The organism is Spirillospora sp. NPDC048824 (genome assembly GCF_043198455.1).
GTDB lineage: Bacteria > Actinomycetota > Actinomycetes > Streptosporangiales > Streptosporangiaceae > Spirillospora.
The window spans coordinates 138,816-153,094 of the sequence record NZ_JBICUS010000015.1; the positions used below are offsets into that span (position 1 = coordinate 138,816).

Consider the following 14,279-nt stretch of genomic DNA (forward strand, 5'->3'; position numbering starts at 1 on the left):
CGGCCGGGCCGGCCGCCCGGCGGTCTCAGATGCCGGAGCCGAGCTGGTAGCCGAGCCGCCGCAGCTCGGTCCCGGCGACCTTCTCGACCTGGGCGGCCTGCCGCGGGGTCAGGCGGTCCCGCCACGCGCCGACACCGTGGCCGGGGTCCGGCGCCCCGACGCGGACCAGCCCCGACAGGGCCGTCCTGGACAGCGGGGCGTCCAGGTACCTCGACAGCTCCGCGCCCACGCGGCGCGGGCCGGCCACCAGTTCCTCGTAACGGACGGTGAACAGCTGGTCCTCCGGGACCTGCAGGCGGAGTTTCGCGCTCAGCCGCACCGAGCCCCGCCAGCGCAGCGCGCACTTGACGGCGGTCGCGGCGCGCGGCCACCGGTTCCGCTCGGTATGGTCCTCGACGCCGAGGAACGGGTTGGGGAACACCGTGTCGAGGTTGGCCAGGCCCGGCTTGAACCAGGCCAGGCAGCGCTCGTCGTCCAGCATGTCGGCGACGACGTCGCGGCCGTCCCGGATCACCTGGACGAGCTGGGCGTCGGGGAAGGCGTCCAGCAGCACGTCGGTGCTGTAGATCAGGTCGGGGGACGCGTCGGCGAACCGGGCCAGCCCGCGCGGCTCGACGCACGGCTCCGGGAGGTCGCCGCCCTGCCCGGGACGGTCGGCGGCGGGCTGCCGCGGCGGCAGTCCGGCCAGCTCACGGCATTCGTCCGGGCACTCCGCGCAGGCGCGGGCAGAGACCAGCCACGCCTCGGCGTAGGCGTCGCGGAGCACCCGCGCCGCGCCCTTCCCGCGCTCCGTCGCGATCGACGGCTGCCGGGCGAACGCGTAGGTGACGCGCAGTACACCGGGACGGCCCGTCGTCAGATGGAAGCCGGGGGAGCGCTTGACCGCGCGCGCCAGCAATCCCGCACCCGAGTGCGGCGCGCCCAGGATGAACACCGGGCGGCGGACCTTGGTGCCGTTGATCACCAGGATGTGCGGCGTCGACCTCATACGGGGCCAAGTTTGTCACCTTTTGAGGTCTGCTCCATCCGTGACCCTCCGTAAGGGCCGACCGATATCCATCTGTTAGACAGGGCCGACCCGTTCGGACCCGGCCGGAACGTGCGGTGCCGCCCGGCATCTACCATGGGAAGGGTGGACGCTCCCCTGACGCTCGCCGAGTTTCTGCCGAAGGCCGAGGCGATCACGGTCCTCACCGGCGCCGGGATATCCACCGACAGCGGCATCCCGGACTTCCGCGGTCCGCAGGGCGTCTGGACGAAGGACCCGGCGGCGGAGGCGATGTCCACGATCGGCGCCTACCTCGCCGACCCGGAGGTGCGGCGCCGCGCCTGGCGGTTCCGGCGCGACAACCCGCTGTGGGACGCCGAGCCGAACGCCGCGCACGCCGCCCTCGTCGAACTGGAGCGGGCCGGACGGCTCCGCGCCCTGATCACCCAGAACATCGACGGACTGCACCAGCGCGCCGGGTCGGGCGCCGCGGCGGTCATCGAGCTCCACGGCACCGTGCGGGACGCCGTCTGCCTGTCCTGCGACCTGCGCACCCCGATGCCGGAGGTCCTCAAGCGGCTCGACGCGGGCGAGGACGACCCGCCGTGCGTGGAGTGCGGCGGCATCCAGAAGTCCGCGACGATCTCGTTCGGCCAGGCGCTGGACCGGGACGTCCTGGACGCGGCGGTCAGCGCGGCGCGCTCCTGCGACCTGTTCCTGGCCGTGGGCACGTCGCTGACCGTCCAGCCGGCCGCCGGGCTGTGTCTGGAGGCCGTCGACCACGGCGCCCGCCTGGTGATCATCAACGCGGAGGAGACGCCGTACGATGGGCTGGCCGACGCGGTACTGCGCCGGCCGGTCGGCGAGACCCTGCCGCGGCTCGCCGGCATCGCGCTCGGCACCGGGCGATGATCTGTTGGCGGGTCGTGACCGTGCGCCTCTTCCGCTGGCGTCCGGATCCTGACAAGCTCTATCCGTCGCGGTGCGAGGAGGGATCGGGTTGAAAAGCGGGGGCGCCCGCGCGAAGGCGGTCCAGGGACCGGCCGACGCGCCCGCCGTCGGCATGCCCGACGGACTGCCGCGAACGCGACAAACCCGCAGGTATAGGCGGTTGCGACCCGGCGACAGGATCGCGGTCGTCGCCCCGAGCGGCCCCGCCGAGCCCGCCCGCCTGGAGGCGGGCTGCGCCGTTCTCCGTGACCTGGGCCTTGACGCGGTGGTCGGAAAGCACGCCCTCGACCGAGTCAACCTCGGCTCGCCGGGCCCCGTCCGCGACGACTGGCACCGGCTCGCCGGAGGCGACGCCGACCGGGCCGCCGACCTCCAGGCCGCCTGGTGCGACCCGCGCGTCCGCGCGGTGATCTGCGCGCGCGGCGGCTACGGCGCCACCCGCGTCCTCGACCATCTCGACTGGGACGCCCTGAGCGCCGCGGCGGAGGCGTCCGCGGCGTCCGGCGGCGGCCCGAAGATCCTGCACGGCTCCAGCGACGTCACGGCCCTGCACGCCGCTTTTGGAACGCGCCTTTCCGTCACGACGTCGTTCGGACCCATGCCCGCCGGCGTGATCGCCGACCTGGGCCCCGCACTGTCGGACGGCGGTCCCGACGGCACGCTGGACGGTCTCCGCGCCGCGCTGTTCGGCGGCCCGGTGGCACTGCCCGGCACGCACGCGCTGCGTCCGGGCCGCGCGGAGGGTCCGCTCACCGGCGGCACCCTGTCGCTCCTCGCGGCGCTCCTCGGCACCCCGTACGCACCGCCGCCCGCCGCGGGCCGCATCGTCTTCCTGGAGGACGTGGCCGAGGCGCCGTACCGGATCGACCGCATGCTCGTCCAGCTGCTCCAGGCCGGATGGTTCGACGGCGCGGCCGGGATCGCGCTCGGCTCCTGGCGGGACTGCGGCGACCCCGCCGAACTCGACTCGGTGTTCGCCGCGCGGCTCGGGCCGCTCGGCGTCCCGGTCCTGGCGGGCGTCCCCGCCGGGCACGGCCCGCACCAGCGCACACTGGAACTCGGCGCCTTCGCCGTGCTCGACACGACCGCACTGGGCCCCCCGGACGCGGCCGCGCTCACCCTTCGAGCGCCGGGAGGTGCGCGATGAGAGGCCGCCACGCCCGTCCCGAACCCGCGGATGACGGGACCCTCGACTCGCTGCTGGTGCTGGTGGCCGAGAGCCTCGGCTACTCCTGCCACCGCGCGCCCGGCGAGATCATGCTGCTGGAGGGCGCCCAGCGGCTGCCGGTGAGCATGCGCGACCTGCGCCAGCTCGCCCGTCTGGTGCCCCGCGACGACTGGCCGGCGCTGGTGTCCGACCATGTCACCACGATCGTCACGGCGATGGAGGAGCCGCTCGACCTGAGCGACTTCGACCTCGCCCAGCATCTGCTGCGCACCCGCATCTACCCCGCCGAGGCCGACAACGGCGTGCTGGCGGCGCGGTCGTTCGCACCCGGCCTGATCGAGGTCGTGGTCGTCGACACGCCCACCTCCGTCCGGACCGTCAGCACCGACGAGATGAACGGCTGGCCGGTCTCCGGCGACGCGCTGTTCATGCTCGGCCGCTCCAACGTCCGCGCCGACGGGCCGCTCCAGGTGGACGAGCAGGACCTCGGCGGCGTCCGCGTCTCGGTCCTGCACGGATGGACGTTCTACGCCGTGACCCACCTGGCCTGGCTGGAGGAGTACCTGCCGATCGGGCCGTACGGCGCGCTGGTCATCGCCCCGAACCGCAGCCTGATCGTCGCGCATCCGCTCCGCATCAACGAGGGCTGCCCGAGGGCCCGCTACCGCGCGGCCGTGGCGGCGGCCAACGAGTTGCAGGCCCAGGCCCACCGCGCCTACGAGGACGGGCCGGGCTCCCTCAGCCCGCACCTGTACTGGTGGCGCGCCGGGGAGCTGTCTTACCTGGAGACCCGCTACGAGGGCGGCTCGCTGGTGCTGCCGGAGGAGTTCTCCTCCGTCCTCGCCACCTTGGCCGCCGAGCGCTGAACGATCAAGCGCGGGCGGCTTCGGGTTCGGGGCTCGGGGCCGGCTCGGAGACGCGGGGCTTGATCGTCAGCACGGGCAGCAGGACGTGCGTCAGCGGGCCGATCGCGACGGCGTACAGGACGGTTCCGATGCCGACGGTGCCGCCGAGCAGCCAGCCGGTGGCCAGCACGGTCAGCTCGATCCCCGTCCGGACCACCCGGAGGGAGTGACCCCGCGCCGCGATCCCGGTCATCAGGCCGTCGCGCGGGCCCGGACCGAGCCCGGCGCCGATGTAGCAGCCGGTCGCGAAACCGCCCACCAGGACGGCGGTGACCAGGTACGCCCAGCGCACGCCGAGCGCCTCCGGGGTGGGCAGCAGCCAGAGGAACAGGTCCGCGAAGACGCCGATGAGGACGACGTTGCTGATCGTCCCGGTGCCGGGCCGCTGCCGCAGCGGGATCCACGCGAGCATCACCAGTGCGCCGGCGATGATGATCCAGGCGCCGATCGACAGGCCGAAACGCCGGGACAGGCCCTGGTGGAGGACGTCCCACGGGTCGTTCCCGAGGCCCGACGACACCTGCAGGGCGATCCCGAGCCCGTACAGGGCCAATCCGATATAAAGCTGCACCAGACGGCGTGCCATCAAGGCCATTATTCGCTCCTTCACTCAAAACCGGCCATCTTCCTGCATACCTTGGCCCGAGTGGACTGGTTTCTATAGGGCCAATATGCGAAAGTGGCTTAGGTGAGCACTCGATACGTGAGCGGACCGCATCTGGCCCGGCTGCTGGGGGACGTGTCGCGCGAACGCCCCGTCTACGCGGCGCTGGCCCGGTCGGTGCGCGCCCTCGTCCTGGACGGGCGGCTCGCGCTGCGGACCAGGCTGCCCGCCGAACGCGACCTGGCCGCCGCCCTCGGCGTCAGCCGCACCACCGTGACCGCCGCCTACGACCGGCTCCGCGACGAGGGCTACATCGAGAGCCGCCAGGGCGCGGGAAGCTGGACGGTCCTGCCGCCGATTCGGATGTCGCCGGCCGAGACGCGGAGCACGCCGCCCGGCGGCCGGTTCGGCAAGGCGCACCCGGTACCCGACGACCCGGCGTTCATCGATCTCGGCTGCGCCACCCCCGGCGCCCCGGCGGTCTTCGGCGAGGCCGTCGCCGCCGCCGTCGACGAACTGCCCCGCTACAGCTCCGGCCCCGGCTACGAGCCCGCCGGGCTGGCGAGCCTGCGCCAGGTCATCGCGGACCGGTACACGGCGCGCGGCGTCCCCACCCGGTCCGACCAGATCATCGTCACCACCGGCGCCCAGCACGCGCTCACGCTGCTGTCACAGGCCCTCATCGAGGCCGGTGACGCCGTCATGGTCGAGCGCCCCACCTACCCGCACGCGCTGGAGGGGCTGCGCCGCCGCGGCGCCCGGCTCGTCCCCGTCGGCGTCAACGAGGGCTGGGACGTCGAGCTCGCCGCGGGCGCCATGCGGCAGGCCGCCGTCCGGATGGCGTACACGATCCCCGACTTCCACAACCCGACCGGGCTGCTGATGGCGTCCGCCGACCGGGCCGCGCTCGTCGACGCCGGCCGACGCGCCGACGCGCTCCTGGTCGTCGACGAGACCTTCGCCGAGCTGGGGCACGACCCGGACGCGCCGCGCGAGCCGCCGCTGGCCTCCTTCGACTCAGGCGGACGCGTCGTCACCATCGGCTCGGCGTCGAAGCTGATGTGGGGCGGCCTCCGGATCGGCTGGATCCGCACGACCGCGCCGATGGCCCGCCGCCTGGTGCTGGCCCGCGAATCGTCCGACATGGCCAGCCCGGTACTGGACCAGCTGATCGTCCGGGAGCTGCTGCTGCGGGTGGACGAGGTCCGCGCCGAGCGGGCGGAGAGCCTGCTGCGCGGCCGTGACGCGCTCGCCGGGGCACTGCGCGAGCGTCTGCCGGGCTGGGAGTTCCGGCTGCCCGCCGGCGGCATGTCGCTGTGGGCGCGGCTCGGGGCACCGGTCGCCTCCGCGCTCGCGGAGGCGGCCGAGCGGCTCGGCGTCCGGGTCGTGGCCGGCCCGGTGTTCGGCGTGGACGGCGTCCTGGAGGACTATGTCCGGCTGCCGTACGTCCTGCCGCCGGACACGCTCCGCCTGGCCGTGGAACGCCTGGCCCAGGCCTACCGCGAGGCCGAGTCGGCTCCGGCCGGCCGTCTCCTTCCCGCCTACGTCTGACCCGGGAGCGGCGGAACCCCTACGGTGCCCGCTGGATGTAGTCCACGAGATGTTCGCGTTCGCTCTCCAGTTCGTCGATGGCGCTCTTGACCACGTCGCCGATGCTGACGATCCCGACGAGGCGTCCGTCCTCGGTGACGGGCACGTGCCGGAAACGGTGCTCGGTCATGGCGTGGCGCAGGTCCTCCACCTTGTCGGCGGGGCCGCAGGTGCGCACCTCCACGGTCATGATGTCGGAGACGGGGCGGTCGAGCAGCGCCGCGCCGCGCTCGTGCAGGGACCGCACGACGTCGCGTTCGGAGGCGATGCCGGCGATCGACGCGCCGTCCGGCGAGACCACCACCGCCCCGATGTTGTGCTCCGCCAGGACGGCGAGCAGCTGCCGCACGGTGGCGTCGGGCCGCACCGTGGCCACCGTGTCTCCCTTCCTCCGCAGGATGTCGCGAATCCGCATGCCTCACGCTCCGGTGCCGGTTCGGGGCCCGTGGGACGACGGCCGCCGGGGGCGGGGGCCGGTCGCCGGGCTTGTCCTGCCAAGGTCGCATGTTCCGGCCGCCGGGAAAACCCCGCGGCGGTAAACCCCTGCACGGGTTAGGGGGCGAGGAGGCGGCTCAATGCGCCGAGGGCGGGAGTCAGGAGGCGGCCCGCCGGGGAGGCGTGGACGAGGGCGGCCCGGGCGGCGTTGGCGCCGCAGGCGCCGTGCACACCGCCGCCGGGATGGGCGGACGCGGACGCCAGGTACAGGCCGGCGACCGGCGTCTCGGCGCGGCCGAGGCCGGGGACGGGACGGAGCACCAGTTGCTGGTGGAGCATCGCCGTGCCGCCGTTCAGGGCGCCGTTCAGCAGGTTGGCGTTGTGCTCCTGGAACGCGGGCGGCCCCGTGACCCGGCGGCCGGTGATCCGGGAGCGGAAGCCGGGCGCGAGTCGTTCCACGACGTCCTCCATGCGCGCGGCCATGGCGGTCCGCTCGCGTTCGTCCCAGGCTCCGGTGATGCCGTCGGGGCCCGCGTCGGCCTTCACCCGGTACGGCACGTGGGTGTAGGCCCAGACCGACTCGGTTCCGGCGGGGGAGCGGGAGGGGTCGGCGGTCGTCATCTGGCCGAGGAGCGCGAACGGCTCGGACGGGACGCGGCCGGTGGCGAGCTGCGCGCTGTAGTCGCTCAGCGCGTCCATGCCGGGGGACAGGTGGACGGTCCCGGCCCGCGCCGCGCCGGGGGACGCCCAGGGGATGGGGCCCGACAGCGCCCAGTCGACCTTGAAGGTGGCATGGTCCCAGTCGAAGCGCCGCATGTCGGCGCGGAGCGAGCCCGGAAGGTCGGACCAGTCGACCAGGCCGCCGTAGAGGAGGGGCGCGGCCACGTCCGCCAGCACGGCCTTGACCGCGCGCACCGGCTCACCGGACGCGGTGCGGACGCCCAGCGCCCGGCCCCCGCGAACGATCACCGACGCGACGGGCGTGTCGCACCGGACGCGTCCGCCGCGCGACTCCAGCCGCCGCACGAGCGCCGCCGTCAGCTCGCCCGCGCCGCCCTCGGGCACCGGCCAGCCGTACCGCTGCCCGATCATGGCGAGGAGCCAGCCGAACACCGAGCCGCCGGTGGTCTCCGGCAGCATGTCGGTGTGCAGCGCCGACCCGGTGAGCAGCAGCGGGCCGCCGGGTCCGGTGAACTCCCGCTCGCCGAACGTGCGCGCGGGCGTCAGCAGGTCGCGCATGACGCGGAGCCCGCCCGCGCGCCGTGCCGACACCGCCAGGGGGAGCGCGGCGCGGACGGGCGGGAACGGGGTGAACAGGGCGCGCAGGACGTCCTCCCCCATCTCGTCCCACAGCCCGCAGAGCCGCAGCCACGCCTCGCCGTCGCCCGCGCCGAGCGCGTCGAGCCCGTCGGCCGTCGCGTCCGCGTCGCGTTCGAGGACGGCGCAGCGTCCGTCCGGCAGCGGGTGCGCGAGGACGGCGGGCGCGTGCCGCCAGCGCAGCCCGTGCCGTTCGAGCTCCAGGGCGCGCATCGCGGGGGACGCGACGCCGAGCGGGTAGAACGCGCTGCACAGGTCGCTGACGTAGCCGGGATGGACGCCCCGGTCGCTGCGGACGGCCCCGCCCGGCTCCGGCTGCGCTTCGAGGACCTCCACGTCCCAGCCGGCGTCCGCCAGCATGTTGGCGGCGACGAGCCCGTTGGGTCCCGCGCCGACGACCACGGCGTCCGCCATGTGGTACCGCCTCCCCGGTGAGTGATCACCCTACGGGTACCCGGGGCGCCGGTGTTCAGCCGACGCGGTGTTCAGCCCCACGCGGTGTTCGCTCCCGGCCGAGGGGGGACGGCGGGGTGAGACCCGCCGCGGCAGAGGCCGAGGGCCCGTACGGCGCGGCGGTACGGGCCCTCGGCGGGGGGCGGCGGTCTAGTACGGGTCGTAGCCCGCGGCCCGCGCGGCGGGGGACTGCATCAGGTAGTCCAGTGCCCGCGGCGTCGAGCACACCTTCGACGGGTGGTGGTTCGGCCTGAGGTAGACGGGCGCCTCGCCGAGCAGCAGCTTGAAGATGCCGGGCACGTGGCCCAGCCGGACCGACCGCCGGTACGACCGGTAGACGCGCAGCGGCGTCACCCGCTTCTTGATGGTCGGGTCCTGCTTCAGCAGGTACAGGGAACCGCCGATCAGGGCCCAGTACAGGAAGAACAGCGACACCACCCAGGCGGCGACGCGCGTGGCGTAGCCGCCGCCGACGGCCTTGTACACGTCGAACACCACCGACCGGTGCTCGACCTCCTCGGCGCCGTGCCAGCGCAGCAGGTCCAGCATGGTCGGGTCGACCCCGGCCTTCTCGAACCGGTCGTTGTCCATGATCCACTGGCCGAGGACGGCGGTGTAGTGCTCGATCGAGGCGACCGCGGCCAGCTCGAACCGCAGCCTCCGCCGCCACGCCCGCGGGTTCTTCTTCTTCAGCGCGGCCATCTGCGCGGGCCGGTCGGCGTTGCCCTTGGCCGCCGGGCCCGTGATCCTGGAGACGTCGATCCCGTTGGCCTCCAGGATCTGGTCGAGAACGCCCTGGTGGGAGCGGGCGTGCACCATCTCCTGCCCGATGAAGCCCCGGATCTCCTCCTGGAGCCGCTCGTCCTTGATGTAGGGGCGGGCGTCCTTCACGCACTGGATGAACCACTTCTCGCCCTCGGGCAGGACGATGTGGAACGAGTTGATGATGTGGGTCGCGACGGGATCGCCGGGGACCCAGTGCAGCGGTGTCTGCGACCAGTCGAAGGACACGCGCCGAGGCTTGATCGGAGGATGGCGCTCGTCGATCCCGGACGCCGGTCCGCCGTCTGTCAGGGGCCTCGCCATTCGGGTCCTCTATTCCACGCGTCGTCACGCCGCGTGAGCACACGCGCGCGTATCCATTGGGGGACGAGTCAACTCCGGTGGTGCCCGCCGTGTCTTGGGGCGTGCCCAACAAGTTACCGCCTGGTTTTCGACCCGGGGTGATAACTCTCGACCCTCACAGGGCGATTCGTTCCGCTCCCGCGTAGACGTTCATCGTCTCTCCGCGCAGAAACCCGACGAGCGTCATCCCGGCGTCCTCGGCCAGATCCACCGCCAGTGACGACGGCGCCGACACGGCCGCCAGCACCGGCACGCCCGCCGTCATCGCCTTCTGCGTCAATTCGAACGACGCGCGCCCGCTCACCATCAGGACGTTCCCCGCCAGCGGCAGCCGCCCCTGGCGCAGCGCCCATCCGATCACCTTGTCCACCGCGTTGTGGCGCCCGACGTCCTCCCGCACGGCGAGCAGGTCACCGCCCGCATCGAACAACCCGGCCGCGTGAAGCCCGCCCGTCCTGTCGAAGACCCGCTGCGCCTCGCGCAGCCGCTCCGGAAGCGCCGCCAGGACGTGCGGCGTGAGCCGTACCGGATCATCGCGCACCTCGTACGGCCGGTCGGAGCGCAGCGCCTCGATGCTCGACTTCCCGCACACCCCGCACGCACTCGTCGTCGTGAACGCCCTGGCCATGGAGTCGTCGGGTGCCGGTATCCCGGGAGCGAGCGCGACGTCCAGGGTGTTCTGCTCGTCGGTGTCGGCGCAGTAGCGCATCGTCGCCAGGTCCCCTGCGCCGGCGATCACGCCCTCGGCCGCCAGGAAACCCGCGACGAGATCGAAGTCGTGCCCGGGCGTCCGCATCGTGACGGTGAGCGGCTTGCCCGCGACGCGGATCTCCAGCGGCTCCTCCACGGCCAGCGTGTCGGGCCTGCGGCTCCGCGACCCGGAGGTGCCCAGCCGCAGCACGGGCCTGCGCACGGTGATCCGCCCCATGGGCGTGACGGTACCCCGGATACCCGCAAGTAGCGGAAAGTTCGGCCCGCTGTGTCCTGTTTTCAATCCCTTTCTCCTCGGGACTGGACACCCTGGTCCGCGGGGCGTCCCGGAATCGATGATCGGAACGTGCCAAAGCGCGCCCCCAAGGGACGGGGGCGCCACAGAACGCAAGGAGCCAAGACACCGATGCGCAAGTTCCTGCTCGTTCCCGCCCTGTTCGGCGCCCTGGTGCTGGCCACCACCGCCTGCGAGGTGAACGCGGGGGTGACGAAGACCGTCTCCGCCGAGAAGGTGGAGGAGCAGATCGTCGCGAAGTTCGGCCCGCCCTTCGACGACGGCGGCATCGGCCCCGCCACCGCCGAGTGCGGCGAAGACCTGAAGGGCGAGGTCGGCACCACGATCGAATGCACCGTCAAGGACGGCAACGACCGCGCCTACCCGGTGATCATCACCGTGACCTCGGTCGACGGCGACCAGGTCCGCTTCAACATGAAGGAGCCCCCGCAGCCGAAGGGCTGACGGTCACTCCCGCCGGCCGCTGCTCCGGCTCGCCGGTACACCGCCCGCCGCCGTCACGGACACGCTCCGTGACGGCGGTCGCCGTCTCATCGACGATGACCGGCGGCCGGAGGGGGAGTGGCGGAGGCGTACGGGAATCGAACCCGCCGTCCCGAGATCCTCGGGACCGTCGGCTTTGAAGGCCGGGGAGGCCACCAGGCGCTCACACGCCTCCGCCGGTGATCTTAGCCGGTGTAGAGGTCGTCGATGGCCGTGGAGTACTTGGTGTGGACGACGCGGCGCTTGAGTTTGAGGGTCGGGGTGAGCTCCTCGCTCTCGGCGGTCCACTCGGCGGGCAGCAGCCGCCACTTCTTGACCTGCTGGACGCGGGCGAGGCGGGTGTTGGCGTCCTCGACGGCCTTGGCGACCTCGTCGAGGACGAGGGGGTTGTCGGCGAGGGCGGCGAGGTCGGTGGTGTCGATCCCGTGGGCGGCGGCCCAGACGGGGGCGACCTCGCCGTCGAGCGTGATGAGGGCGACGACGTAGGGGCGGCGGTCGCCGAAGGCGAGGGCCTGGCCGATGAGCGGGTGCTCCTTGAGGTGGTTCTCGATCATGGACGGGGCGATGTTCTCGCCGCCGGCGGTGATGATGAGCTCCTTCTTGCGGTCGACGACGGTGAGGAAGCCGTCGGCGTCCAGGCGGCCGACGTCGCCGGTGTGGACCCAGCCGCCGGAGTCGATGAGGTCGGCGGTCGCCTCGGGGCGGCGCAGGTAGCCGGGGGTGCAGGTGGCGCCGCGGACGAGGATCTCGCCGTCGTCGGCGAGCTTCAGTTCGACGCCGTCGAAGGGGCGGCCGACCGTGCCGAGCTTGAAGGAGTCGGACAGGTTGGCGGTGACGGCGCCGGTGGTCTCCGTCATCCCGTAGGCGTCGAAGATCTTCAGGCCGAGGCCGGCGAAGAAGCGGGCGACCTCGACGGGCAGGGGGGCGGCGGCGCTGGACGCCTGCACCACGCGGTCGAGGCCGAGCATGGCGCGCATGGGGGTGAGGACCGCCTGGTCCGCCTTCTCGAACGCGGCGGTGATCTCGGGGGTGAGGGTGTTGCCGAACTCCTGGGCCGTCACGTAGGCGCGGCCGGCGTCGAGGGCGGCGGCGACGGCCTGCTTCCTGGCCTCGTCCTGCTCGGCGGACAGGACGGCCTGGATGCCGGCCATGATCTTCTCCCAGACGCGGGGGACGCCGAAGAAGGAGTGCGGCCGCACCGCGCCGAGGATGGCGGTGAGCTGGGCCGGGTCCGGGCAGAAGTGGACGTGGGACGCGAGCCGCACCGGCAGGTAGTAGCTGAGGACGCGGTCGGCGATGTGGGCGAACGGCAGGTAGGAGATGCCGGACGGGTGGTCGGGCAGCACCGAGCTGCGCTCCACCATGGCCGCCTCGTGCAGCACCATCGAGTGCGTGATCAGGACGCCCTTGGGGTCGCCCGTGGTGCCGGAGGTGTAGAGGAGGGTGACGGTGTCGCCGGGCTTGACGGCCTGCCAGCGGCGGTCGACGGCGGCGGGGGCGGCGGCGAGTTCCCTGCGGCCGAGCTCGGTGAGGGCGTCCCAGGTGAGGTAGCGGTCGCCGGCCGGGCAGTCGTCCGCCTCGACGACGATGACCTTGCGGAGGCCGGGGAGGCGGTCGAGCACCGGCTGCCAGCGGTCGAGCTGGTCCTTGCCGTTGAGGACGGCGTACTTGGCGGAGCAGTCACCGGCGACGAACGCGATCTGGTCGGGCGCGAGGGTCGCGTAGACGGTGGCGGGGGTGCCGCCGGCGTGGACGGCGCCGAGGTCGGCCAGGACGTGCTCGGTCCGGTTCGGCATCATCAGCGCGACCACGTCGCCGGGCTCCAGGCCGAGGGCGGCGAAGCCGGCGGCCGTCTCCAGCGCCCGGGTCCGGGTCTCGGCCCATGTCAGCGTCTTCCACGCGTCGCCGGTGCGCTCGGAGTAGGCGGGCAGGTCGCCGTGCCGCCCGGCGGTCTCGGCGAGGACGGTGCAGATCGTCCGTCCCGAAAGGGCCTGGTCGAGTTCGGCCTGCTGTTCCTGGATCCCCATGGTCGCCCCTAGGATGTAAGTGATGACTTGCTAAGGCTGAATCGCACCATGCCGAACGTCGTTCGGACAAGGGGTTCGGTGTTTTCCCCGGCCGGCCGGGCCCCCGCGCTCGGCCCTCGGTGACCGGATCCATACTGTCCGTTTCTTGATCATTTGCGATGATTGTGCGTTAAATCTTCCAGTGACCCGCCTCGCACCCGTCGCCCGCCTTACGCAGTACGCGCACGGCGGTGGCTGCGCGTCCAAGATCCCGCCGGCGGAGCTGGAATGGGTCGTGACCGGTCTCACCGGCGGCGGCGACGACCTCCTGGTGGGCGGCCCGGACGGCGACGACGCGGCCGTCCTGCGGATCGAGGACGACCGGGCCGTGGTGTCCACCGCCGACTTCTCCACGCCCGTCGTCGACGACGCCTACGACTGGGGCCGCATCGCGGCCGCCAACGCGCTGTCCGACGTCTACGCCGTCGGCGGTGTGCCGCTGATGGCCCTCAACCTGCTGGGCTGGCCCCGCGACGCGCTTCCCGCCGAACTGGCCCGCGAGGTGCTGCGCGGCGGACGGGACGTGGCGGCGCTCGCGGGCTGCGCCATCGCCGGAGGCCACAGCGTCGACGACCCCGAGCCCAAGTACGGCCTGGCCGTGACCGGCGTCGCCGACCCGGACCGGCTGCTGCGGCTGGACGCCGCACGCCCCGGGCTCCCGCTGTCGCTGACCAAGCCGCTCGGCATCGGGGTCCTCAACGCCCGCCACAAGACGACCGGCGTGGTGTTCCCGCAGGCGGTCGAGACCATGACGGCGCTCAACGCGGAGGCCGGGCTCGCGGCCCTGGAACGCGGCGTCACCGGAGCCACCGACGTCACCGGGTTCGGGCTCCTCGGCCACCTCTACAAGCTGGCGCGGGCGAGCGGCGTCACGGCCGTCGTGAACGCCTCCGCGGTGCCGTACCTGGACGGCGCGCGGGCCGCCGTGCGGGACGGATTCGTCCCCGGCGGCACGCGGCGCAACCTGGCGTGGGTGTCCCCGCACACCGACTTCCGCCGGATCGCCGAGGAGGAGCGGCTGCTGCTGGCCGACGCGCAGACCTCGGGCGGCCTGCTGATCGCCGGCGAGATCCCCGGCGCCCCGGTCATCGGCGAACTGGTCGCCCGGGGACGCCACACGATCGTCGTGCGCTGACACCGCGCTCCGGCGGCGGCACATCGTCCCGTACCCGTGTCGGCCATCACGAC

At 73.2% G+C, this 14,279-nt stretch carries 13 protein-coding genes and 1 tRNA gene; 6 read left to right on the forward strand and 8 right to left on the reverse strand.

Annotated features, from left to right (window positions below; all coding sequences use genetic code 11):
* Positions 1-25: 25 nt before the first annotated feature.
* Positions 26-988 carry a sulfotransferase family protein gene (locus ACGFIS_RS27490; RefSeq protein ID WP_392904845.1) on the reverse strand — a complete coding sequence of 321 codons (963 nt, stop codon included), beginning with the start codon at positions 986-988 and terminating at the stop codon, positions 26-28.
* Between the two features lie 144 nt (positions 989-1,132).
* Between ACGFIS_RS27490 and ACGFIS_RS27495 the strand changes: the two genes are divergently transcribed.
* The 3 genes from ACGFIS_RS27495 (at position 1,133) to ACGFIS_RS27505 (ending at position 3,973) form a co-directional block, all read left to right on the forward strand.
* The gene (locus tag ACGFIS_RS27495; RefSeq protein ID WP_392973055.1) at positions 1,133-1,900 is read left to right on the forward strand and encodes an NAD-dependent deacetylase; all 768 of its coding nucleotides are present in this window, start codon (positions 1,133-1,135) and stop codon (positions 1,898-1,900) included.
* 199 nt (positions 1,901-2,099) lie between these two features.
* Positions 2,100-3,086, forward strand: coding sequence for an LD-carboxypeptidase (locus tag ACGFIS_RS27500; protein WP_392973057.1), 987 nt, complete (start codon positions 2,100-2,102; stop codon positions 3,084-3,086).
* On the forward strand, positions 3,083-3,973 hold the full coding sequence (locus ACGFIS_RS27505) for a hypothetical protein (RefSeq protein ID WP_392904838.1): 891 nt from the start codon (positions 3,083-3,085) through the stop codon (positions 3,971-3,973). The genes ACGFIS_RS27500 and ACGFIS_RS27505 overlap by 4 nt, the downstream gene beginning before the upstream one ends.
* A 4-nt stretch (positions 3,974-3,977) precedes the next feature.
* On the opposite strand, the gene ACGFIS_RS27510 is transcribed toward ACGFIS_RS27505, so the two are convergent.
* Complete coding sequence (locus tag ACGFIS_RS27510; RefSeq protein WP_392904835.1) at positions 3,978-4,607, reverse strand: YitT family protein; 630 nt, start codon at positions 4,605-4,607, stop codon at positions 3,978-3,980.
* A gap of 93 nt (positions 4,608-4,700) precedes the next feature.
* On the opposite strand from ACGFIS_RS27510, the gene ACGFIS_RS27515 reads away from it, so the two are divergent.
* A complete protein-coding gene (locus tag ACGFIS_RS27515; RefSeq protein WP_392904832.1) occupies positions 4,701-6,167 on the forward strand; it encodes a PLP-dependent aminotransferase family protein in 1,467 nt (488 codons plus the stop codon).
* A gap of 19 nt (positions 6,168-6,186) precedes the next feature.
* Here ACGFIS_RS27515 and ACGFIS_RS27520 read toward each other — a convergent pair whose 3' ends face one another.
* The 4 genes from ACGFIS_RS27520 to fdhD all read right to left on the reverse strand — a co-directional run bounded on the left by ACGFIS_RS27520 (position 6,187) and on the right by fdhD (position 10,464).
* Positions 6,187-6,621 (reverse strand): CBS domain-containing protein, encoded by a 435-nt coding sequence (locus ACGFIS_RS27520; RefSeq protein ID WP_392904830.1) that lies wholly within the window; start codon positions 6,619-6,621, stop codon positions 6,187-6,189.
* 137 nt (positions 6,622-6,758) lie between these two features.
* The gene (locus ACGFIS_RS27525) at positions 6,759-8,372 is read right to left on the reverse strand and encodes a phytoene desaturase family protein (RefSeq protein WP_392973059.1); all 1,614 of its coding nucleotides are present in this window, start codon (positions 8,370-8,372) and stop codon (positions 6,759-6,761) included.
* A gap of 189 nt (positions 8,373-8,561) precedes the next feature.
* The gene (locus tag ACGFIS_RS27530) at positions 8,562-9,497 is read right to left on the reverse strand and encodes a metal-dependent hydrolase (protein WP_392904826.1); all 936 of its coding nucleotides are present in this window, start codon (positions 9,495-9,497) and stop codon (positions 8,562-8,564) included.
* A gap of 154 nt (positions 9,498-9,651) precedes the next feature.
* Positions 9,652-10,464, reverse strand: coding sequence for a formate dehydrogenase accessory sulfurtransferase FdhD (gene fdhD / locus ACGFIS_RS27535; RefSeq protein WP_392973061.1), 813 nt, complete (start codon positions 10,462-10,464; stop codon positions 9,652-9,654).
* A 189-nt stretch (positions 10,465-10,653) separates the two neighbouring features.
* Between fdhD and ACGFIS_RS27540 the strand changes: the two genes are divergently transcribed.
* Entirely contained in the window at positions 10,654-10,986 is a 333-nt protein-coding gene (locus ACGFIS_RS27540) for a DUF4333 domain-containing protein (protein ID WP_392904822.1), read from the forward strand.
* 118 nt (positions 10,987-11,104) lie between these two features.
* Here the strand turns inward: ACGFIS_RS27540 and ACGFIS_RS27545 are convergent.
* Positions 11,105-11,200: transfer RNA gene (locus ACGFIS_RS27545), tRNA-Sec, on the reverse strand.
* A 10-nt stretch (positions 11,201-11,210) separates the two neighbouring features.
* Positions 11,211-13,052: an AMP-dependent synthetase/ligase gene (locus ACGFIS_RS27550; protein ID WP_392904820.1), complete on the reverse strand. Its 1,842-nt coding sequence runs from the start codon at positions 13,050-13,052 to the stop codon at positions 11,211-11,213.
* Positions 13,053-13,233: 181 nt separating this feature from the next.
* Between ACGFIS_RS27550 and selD the strand changes: the two genes are divergently transcribed.
* Entirely contained in the window at positions 13,234-14,226 is a 993-nt protein-coding gene (gene selD, locus ACGFIS_RS27555; RefSeq protein WP_392904819.1) for a selenide, water dikinase SelD, read from the forward strand.
* The last annotated feature ends 53 nt before the right edge of the window (positions 14,227-14,279 follow it).

What these genes read in the sequence shown, in the direction of transcription:
- ACGFIS_RS27525 (WP_392973059.1), bottom strand. Translation starts at nt 8,372, where the DNA reads ATGGCGGACGCCGTGGTCGTCGGCGCGGGACCCAACGGGCTCGTCGCC.
- ACGFIS_RS27510 (WP_392904835.1), bottom strand. Translation starts at nt 4,607, where the DNA reads ATGGCCTTGATGGCACGCCGTCTGGTGCAGCTTTATATCGGATTGGCC.
- fdhD (WP_392973061.1), bottom strand. Translation starts at nt 10,464, where the DNA reads ATGGGGCGGATCACCGTGCGCAGGCCCGTGCTGCGGCTGGGCACCTCC.
- ACGFIS_RS27505 (WP_392904838.1), top strand. Translation starts at nt 3,083, where the DNA reads ATGAGAGGCCGCCACGCCCGTCCCGAACCCGCGGATGACGGGACCCTC.
- ACGFIS_RS27490 (WP_392904845.1), bottom strand. Translation starts at nt 988, where the DNA reads ATGAGGTCGACGCCGCACATCCTGGTGATCAACGGCACCAAGGTCCGC.
- ACGFIS_RS27550 (WP_392904820.1), bottom strand. Translation starts at nt 13,052, where the DNA reads ATGGGGATCCAGGAACAGCAGGCCGAACTCGACCAGGCCCTTTCGGGA.
- ACGFIS_RS27540 (WP_392904822.1), top strand. Translation starts at nt 10,654, where the DNA reads ATGCGCAAGTTCCTGCTCGTTCCCGCCCTGTTCGGCGCCCTGGTGCTG.
- ACGFIS_RS27520 (WP_392904830.1), bottom strand. Translation starts at nt 6,621, where the DNA reads ATGCGGATTCGCGACATCCTGCGGAGGAAGGGAGACACGGTGGCCACG.
- ACGFIS_RS27530 (WP_392904826.1), bottom strand. Translation starts at nt 9,497, where the DNA reads ATGGCGAGGCCCCTGACAGACGGCGGACCGGCGTCCGGGATCGACGAG.